Below are 6,766 nucleotides of genomic sequence, written 5' to 3'. Positions count from 1 at the left end.
ACACCGCCTCGATGATCTCCGAACGGCCCGAGCCGACCAGACCGGCCAGCCCCACGATCTCCCCCGCCCGCACCGAGAACGACACATCGGAGACACGGCCGGGAATACTCAGCTCGCTGACCCGCAGCACCTCCGCCTTGCCGTCGTGGGCGCCGGACGCGGGACGCTCGGGGAAGACGTACTCGACGTTGCGGCCGGTCATCAGCGACACCACCTTCGAGGTCGGCGTCTCCTTGGCCGGCAGGCCCACCGCGACCGTGCGACCGTCCTTCAGCACCGTCACCCGATCCCCGATCTCGCGGATCTCCTCCAGCCGATGCGAGATGTAGACCACCGCCACCCCCTGCGAGGTCAGCTCCCGGATGATCCGGAACAGGTTGCCCACCTCGTCATGGGCGAGCGCCGCCGACGGCTCGTCCATGATGATCAACCGGGTGTCGTGCGACAACGCCCGCGCCATGCTCACCACCTGCTTGGCCGCCGGAGACAACCGCCCCACCTCCACCGACGGGCGGATCTCCCCGTGCCCCAGCCGCGCCAGCAACTCCCGCGTCGCCCGCGCCGACTCCCCGCGGCTCACGAACCCCAGCCGGGCCGGCTCATGCCCCAAGAACACGTTCTCGGCCACACTCAGCCCGTCCACCAGGTCGAGCTCCTGATAGATCGTGGTGATCCCGAGCCTGATCGCCGCGGTCGGGCTCGACAGCCGCACCTCCTCGCCGTTCAGCGTGATCGTCCCCTCGTCGGGCTGGTGGGCACCGGCCAGGGTCTTGATCAGAGTGGACTTCCCGGCACCGTTCTGGCCGAGCAGACAGTGCACCTCGCCGGCACGGACCTCCAGGTCGACGCCGTCCAGGGCGCGCACTCCGGGGAACTGCTTGACGATCCCTCGCATTACGAGAAGGGGTGCCGAGTCGGTTGACGGCTCGGGCATGGGGGGCCTCCGTGGATCTTTACGACTGAATCTCGATGGGGACTTCGCTGGGAACTCGATAGAAGGGGACGATTGGGATCCCGCCCGTCCGGCCGGGCCGGACAGCACCAGCGTGGCGCCGCCGAGGTCGGCGTGAACGACGGCGTCACGAATCCGGTTCTCCAACCGGACGGACGGGATGTTCGTGGGGGCGATACCGGGTCTCACGAGATATGGCGTCTCATTCGCGCTCCTTCTCGGGTGCCGGTGTCGCCAGGCGGACGTCGATGGCAGTGGGGTTGGAGAGCACCCTCTCCGTGACGATCCCGGCGGCGCCGCGCGAGGCGGCGCCGAAGCCGAGATCGGAGGCGACGAATTCGCAGCGGGCGGCGGATCCCTCCACGCCCAGCCGCTTCAACTCCGCCTGCGCCACGGGGATGACCCGGTCGGCGAGCTTGGCGAAGTAGCCGCCGATGACGATGACGCGCGGGTTGAAGAGGTTGACCAGGGTGGCCGAGCCTCGCCCGAGCCAGCGGCCCACCTCACCGATGGCCAGGTCGACCCGGGGATCACCCGCGGCCCACCGCAGCTCGATCTCGGCCAGCCGCTCCTCCGGGTCGCGCATCACCCCGTCGTGCATGCCGTAGGCGTGGTCGGGGGTGGCCATCCGGACCAGCGCGGCCAGGCCGACCTTCGTCTCCCAGCAGCCGATCCGGCCGCAGCCGCAGCGCTCGCCCGAGGGGTCGACCATGACGTGGCCCACCTCTCCCGCGAAGCCGTCGGCGCCGCTCAGCAGGCGTCCTCCGGAGATCACGCCGCCGCCGATGCCGACCTCGCCGGTGAGATAGACGAGATCGGACGTACCGGAGGCGACTCCGCCGGTGAACTCGGCGAGGGCCGCCAGGTTGGCGTCGTTGTCCACGCTGATCGGCACGTCCGGGGGAACTCCGGCGCGTACCAGCCAGTCCACCACGGGGACGTTGTACCAGCCCAGGTTGGGGGCGACGTCCACGGTGCCGGTGGCGGTGTCGACGAGACCGGGAACGGCCACGGTGATCCCGGCGACCTTGACCTCCAGGAGGTCGAGTTCGGCCATGGCCTCCCCGATCACCCGGGCCAGCTCCGTCAGGGAGCGCTCGGAGTCGCAGCCCATCGCGTCGAAGCCGACCCGCCGGTCGATCAGCACCCTGCCGCCCAGGTCGGTGGCGAAGGCGGCGATGTAGTCGACGTTCACCTCAAGGCCGAGGGCTCCGACCCCCGCCCCGTCCAGCGCGAGGGCGAGTCCGGGGCGGCCGACGGCACCCGCGTGCTGCGGCCCGATCTCCTTGAGGAGGCCTCGGGCCTGCAGCTCGCTGACGAGGCTGGTGACCGTGGTCTTGTTCAGACCGGTCTCCATGGCGACGACGGACCTGGACCGCGGGCCGTACTCGCTGACGTGACGCAGCACCAGGGACAGGTTGGACCGGCGCACGGTGGCCTGGTCGGCGGGTATACCGGCCGACCTGTTCGAGCTCGTCGAACCGCCGTTGCGACTGCCGGTCCAGCTACGGTGCACGTCACTCCCCTCAATTAATTTGCATGACTGGCCGAATTAAAGGCTCAGTCCAGGTTGGGGCGCAAGGTCCGAAACGTTTCGATCTGCGTAACGTTTTCGTAACACGGTCGCGCGTTTACGCGTGTACGTCACACGAACGACAGATACCGAGTCGTTACCGTCCTCCCCGGTGCGCGACAGGACACCTGTGTGTTACAAATCCAATTAATTTCTATCCGAGACAAATAAAAGCCAGGTGGCCGTGTGACCCAGGAGCAGCACCAGGCCCGCACGGTGGGCGGCACGCCTCAGGCCACGGGTCCCGCCCTGCTCCGCAGGACGAACCTCTCCCTGGTCCTGCGCCACCTGCGCGAGCACGGGTCCACCTCCCGGTCCGACATCGCGGAGGCCACGGGCCTGCACCGGGCCACCGTCTCCAACCTGATGGTCGAGCTCCTCGACCGGCGGCTCGTCCAGGAGGTGGGCGTCGACCACGCCGGCACGGTCGGCCGCCCCCGGCGGGCGGTGGCGCTGCACGGCGCGCACATCGGTGCCCTCGGCCTGGAGATCAACGTCGACTACGTCGCCGTCCACGGCGTCGACCTCGGCGGCAACGTCCTGGTCGACCGCCGCCTGGGCTTCGACGCGGCGGGCAGCGGCGCCAGCCGCTCGCTTCGCGAACTCGGCCTGACGGCCCGCGAGGCCATCGAGGAGATGGCGCGCGCCGGGGCCGCGCCGGCGGGCATCGGAGTGGCGGTCCCCGGCCTGGTCGACGTCGACCACGGGGTGGTCGCCTTCGCCCCCAACCTCGACTGGCACGACGTGCCGCTCGCCGCCCGGCTCTCCTCCGCCCTCGGCCCGCTGCGCGTGCCGATCACGGTCGACAACGACGCGAACCTCGCCGCTCTGGCCGAATACACCTCGGGAGTCGCCGCCGGTACGGCCGACATGGTCTACCTCACCGGCGAGGTAGGCGTGGGCGGCGGCATCATCGTGAACGGCAGGCTGCTGCGCGGAGCGGACGGCTTCTCCGGCGAGGTCGGGCACCTGCCGGTCGACCCGAGCGGCGGGCGCTGCGGCTGCGGGCGGTTCGGCTGCTGGGAGACGAAGGTGGGCCTGGCCGCGCTGGTGCGCATGGCGACCCCCGAGCGGGCGTACGGGCTGGAAACGGTCCCGGTGCCCGATCCCGAGGAGCGGGTGGCCGAGATCGCCCGCGACCTGGCCGCCGGCGACCAGCAGACGCTGGTCGCGGTCGCGGAGGTCGGCCGCTGGCTCGGGCTCGGGGGCTCGATCCTGGTCAACCTCTTCAACCCGCGCGTGATCGTCGTAGGCGGTTACTTCGCCACCCTGGCCGCATGGCTGCTCCCCTTCGCCCAGGCGGAGCTGGAGCGCCTGGTCGTCGCCGGCCCCGCGGCCCGCTGTCGTTTCATCGCCTCCGACCACGGCTTCGGCGCCGCCTCCCGGGGCGCCGCGAACGTGGTGATCAACCAGATCGTCAACGACCCGGCCGCGATCATGCCGCCCGCCGGAGCCTGACGGCTTCGGCGGGCGGGCGGTCTCTTCTAGGATCGGGGACGTGACCGCCCCGATCTCACGTCCCAGTGCCCGGATCCTGCTGGTCGACGCCGACGAGCGCCTCCTGCTGTTCCGCTGCCCGGCCCCCGCGCAGTGGCCCGCCGAGCACTGCTGGATCACCCCTGGCGGAGGGGTGCACGACGGCGAGACACTGACCGCCGCCGCGGTCCGCGAGATACGCGAGGAGACAGGGCTGGAGATCACGGAAGAACGCCTGGGGCCCGTCGTGGCCCGCTCCTCCGGCCTCACCTGGTTCGGAGACGTCCAGATCGCCGCGATCGACTCGTTCTTCTTCCTGCGGGTCGGCGAACACGCCGTCGACGTCTCGGGACAGGAGGAACTGGAGCGTTCGCTGATCTCGGCGCACCGCTGGTGGACCCGTCACGATCTCCTCACCACCGATGAGACGATCTTCCCCCTCAACCTTGGAGCCCTGTTGTCCGATCTCCTGGACGGAGACCTCCCCGCCGAACCCGTCCCGCTGCCCTGGCACCACGACGAGTAGTCCCCTGCCGACGGTGACGGGCGGGTGTGCCCGCCCGTCACCGTGTACGTGCCGCCCCGGGGATTCGAACCCCGAACCTCCGGTTCCTGAAACCGGCGCCTCTGCCGTTGGGCCAGAGCGGCCGGGCGGTGCCGTACGCACGCCGATGTCACCGATGTCACTGTGTCGCCTGGGTCGCCTGACCGTTCTCGCTCGACGTCCCGGAGCACTGCGCGTGGTGAGTGGTCGCGCCTCAGATCGTCGCGTCCAGGGTCGCCTTCGCTGGAAGTCACCGCGTCGTCGGAACGGCAGGGCTCGAACCTGCGGCCTTCCGGTCCCTGGCCGGATGCTCTTCCTGCTGAGCTACGCTCCGTCACGCGTCCGGTCCGGTTGGCGTGGGCCGTACCGGACGCGCCGCGGGCCTGCGAACCGGGCGGGGGTCGCCACTCCCGTCGCCGAGTCCCAGTCCCATGCCCTTCTCCTGCCAGGGCAGAGCCGCAGCGGGGGTTCGAACCCCGTCCTGCCGGGTGGAAACCGGCTGCCTTACCGATTCGGCCTCTGCGGCGTGTCTTCCGAGATGAATCCTTTCCCCTTCCCACGAGAAGGCGTGAAAGCGTTAAACGTGCTGCGCCGTGAATTTATGGAGAGCGGGGAAACCGGCTTCCGCGCACGCTGGTCGAAGCAGCCTCCCATGGTTCAGGAAATGAAGAAGCCGCCTGGACCGATGTCTTGGGCGGCTCGGCGGTTTCCCTCGCAAGGACTAGCCGCCTGCCCCCTCGGGAGCCGGAGCACCGTCATTGAGCAGCGAAAACATCTCAAGGCTTCCCTGCCGCACCGATGACGCGCCGTACTTCATCGTCGATCCTTTCCGAGGTGCGGAGCGGATGCCCCGGCCTTTTCTCCATTGAAGTACAAAGGCGGCCTTCGATGCCAGTGGTTTTATCCGCGCTTTCCTCCCCCGAGGTTTTCGACGGCCGTTTTCCGCGGCTCGCGGAGAATTCGTCGTTCGTCGCGCGCCGGGCTTGCCGGGCCCGTACTCGCGTTCTTTCCGCCGCGAATCCGGGTGGCCCGATCCGTCCCGCCGATGCCCGGCCGCCCGAACGTCACCTCCTCACCGGGCTCCCACCGCGTGGGTGGCAGGCCGCGGAGCCGGGTGACGGCCTCTCGTCGCGACCACCTCGCGGTTGTGCGGCTGCGCGGGCTCCCGTGTGATCGCTGAGAGAACCGATCGCGTGAACCGGCGTCCCTCGTCTTCTGGTTAGGTGAGCGGCATGGCACTTCACCCCAATATCGATCCCGGACTGGCCGCCGCCCTCGAGGCGAGTCCCCTGCCCGCCGCCGATTTCGGCGCCATGCGACTGGAGGACCTGCCCGACGTCCGTCTCCAGCTGGACGCGGCGCGTGCGGCGATGCCCCCGCTCGCTCCGGACGAGCGAGTCGTGATCGAGGACCGGACCGTACCCGGCCCCGAGGGCGATCCCGACATCCGGTTGCGGATCTACCGGCCCGCCGGGCAGGAGGGCGCCGTCCCCTGCCTGTACTGGATCCACGGCGGCGGGATGATCCTCGGCGACGTGGAGACGGAGGACGCGCGCCTCAATGAATACGTCGCGGCGCTGGGATGCGTGATCGTCTCGGTCGACTATCGACTCGCGCCGGAGAACCCGGACCCGGCTCCGGTCGAGGACTGCTACGCGGGTCTGCTGTGGACCGCCAAGAACTCCGCCGAGCTGGGCATCGACCCGGAGCGCCTCGCGGTGGGCGGGGTCAGCGCGGGAGGCGGGCTCGCCGCGGGCACCGTGCTGCTGGCACGCGACCGCGGCGGCCCGGCCCTCGCGTTCCAGCTCCTGATCTGCCCGATGCTGGACGACCGCAACACCACTCCTTCCAGCCACGAGTTCGTCGAGGCGGTCGTGTGGAACCGGTCGGCGAACATCTTCGGATGGAGGGCACTGCTCGGCGAGCGATCGGGCGGCGACGATGTCTCCCCGTACGCGGCCCCGGCGAGGGCGACCGACCTGTCGGGGCTGCCCCCCGCGTACATCGACGTCGGCGAGCTGGAGGTCTTCAGGGACGAGTGCTTCGACTACGCCCTGCGGCTGGTGCGGGCGGGTGTCTCCACCGAGTTCCACCTCTACCCGGGGGCCTTCCACGGCTTCGACGGGATAATCCCCGAGGCGGAGATCAGCCGCAGGGCCGCCGCCGAACGGGTGGTCGCGCTACGCCGGGCCCTGCTGCGCTGACCGGGCCGGGGATCGAA

The 6,766-nt window shown here is 70.1% G+C and carries 5 protein-coding genes and 3 tRNA genes; 3 read left to right on the top strand and 5 right to left on the bottom strand.

Annotation, left to right across the window (positions count from 1 at the left end; translation table 11 throughout):
* The coding region (locus AB0B96_RS27915; protein ID WP_362903265.1) for a sugar ABC transporter ATP-binding protein at nucleotides 1-934 on the bottom strand (934 nt) is incomplete at its 3' end.
* Between the two features lie 220 nt (nucleotides 935-1,154).
* On the bottom strand, nucleotides 1,155-2,468 hold the full coding sequence (locus tag AB0B96_RS27910; protein WP_362903263.1) for an ROK family transcriptional regulator: 1,314 nt from the start codon (nucleotides 2,466-2,468) through the stop codon (nucleotides 1,155-1,157).
* A 243-nt stretch (nucleotides 2,469-2,711) separates the two neighbouring features.
* Between AB0B96_RS27910 and AB0B96_RS27905 the strand changes: the two genes are divergently transcribed.
* Nucleotides 2,712-3,983, top strand: coding sequence for an ROK family transcriptional regulator (locus AB0B96_RS27905; RefSeq protein WP_362903261.1), 1,272 nt, complete (start codon nucleotides 2,712-2,714; stop codon nucleotides 3,981-3,983).
* Between the two features lie 40 nt (nucleotides 3,984-4,023).
* Complete coding sequence (locus tag AB0B96_RS27900; protein ID WP_362903259.1) at nucleotides 4,024-4,527, top strand: NUDIX domain-containing protein; 504 nt, start codon at nucleotides 4,024-4,026, stop codon at nucleotides 4,525-4,527.
* Between the two features lie 49 nt (nucleotides 4,528-4,576).
* Here AB0B96_RS27900 and AB0B96_RS27895 read toward each other — a convergent pair.
* The 3 genes from AB0B96_RS27895 to AB0B96_RS27885 form a co-directional block, all read right to left on the bottom strand.
* Nucleotides 4,577-4,649: transfer RNA gene (locus AB0B96_RS27895), tRNA-Leu, on the bottom strand.
* Between the two features lie 157 nt (nucleotides 4,650-4,806).
* A tRNA-Pro gene (locus AB0B96_RS27890) sits at nucleotides 4,807-4,879 on the bottom strand.
* A 120-nt stretch (nucleotides 4,880-4,999) separates the two neighbouring features.
* Nucleotides 5,000-5,071, bottom strand: a tRNA-Gly gene (locus AB0B96_RS27885).
* Nucleotides 5,072-5,777: 706 nt separating this feature from the next.
* On the opposite strand from AB0B96_RS27885, the gene AB0B96_RS27880 reads away from it, so the two are divergent.
* Nucleotides 5,778-6,749 carry an alpha/beta hydrolase gene (locus AB0B96_RS27880; protein ID WP_362903257.1) on the top strand — a complete coding sequence of 324 codons (972 nt, stop codon included), beginning with the start codon at nucleotides 5,778-5,780 and terminating at the stop codon, nucleotides 6,747-6,749.
* Nucleotides 6,750-6,766: the final 17 nt, after the last annotated feature.

The sequence above is a fragment of the Streptosporangium sp. NPDC049046 genome, assembly GCF_040649155.1.
Lineage (GTDB): Bacteria > Actinomycetota > Actinomycetes > Streptosporangiales > Streptosporangiaceae > Streptosporangium.
The sequence above is the reverse complement of the archived record's forward strand: the minus strand, read 5'-3'. Positions and strand labels throughout refer to the sequence as shown.

Coding starts and splice junctions, on each gene's coding strand:
- AB0B96_RS27880 (WP_362903257.1), top strand. CDS start 5,778: ATGGCACTTCACCCCAATATCGATCCCGGACTGGCCGCCGCCCTCGAG.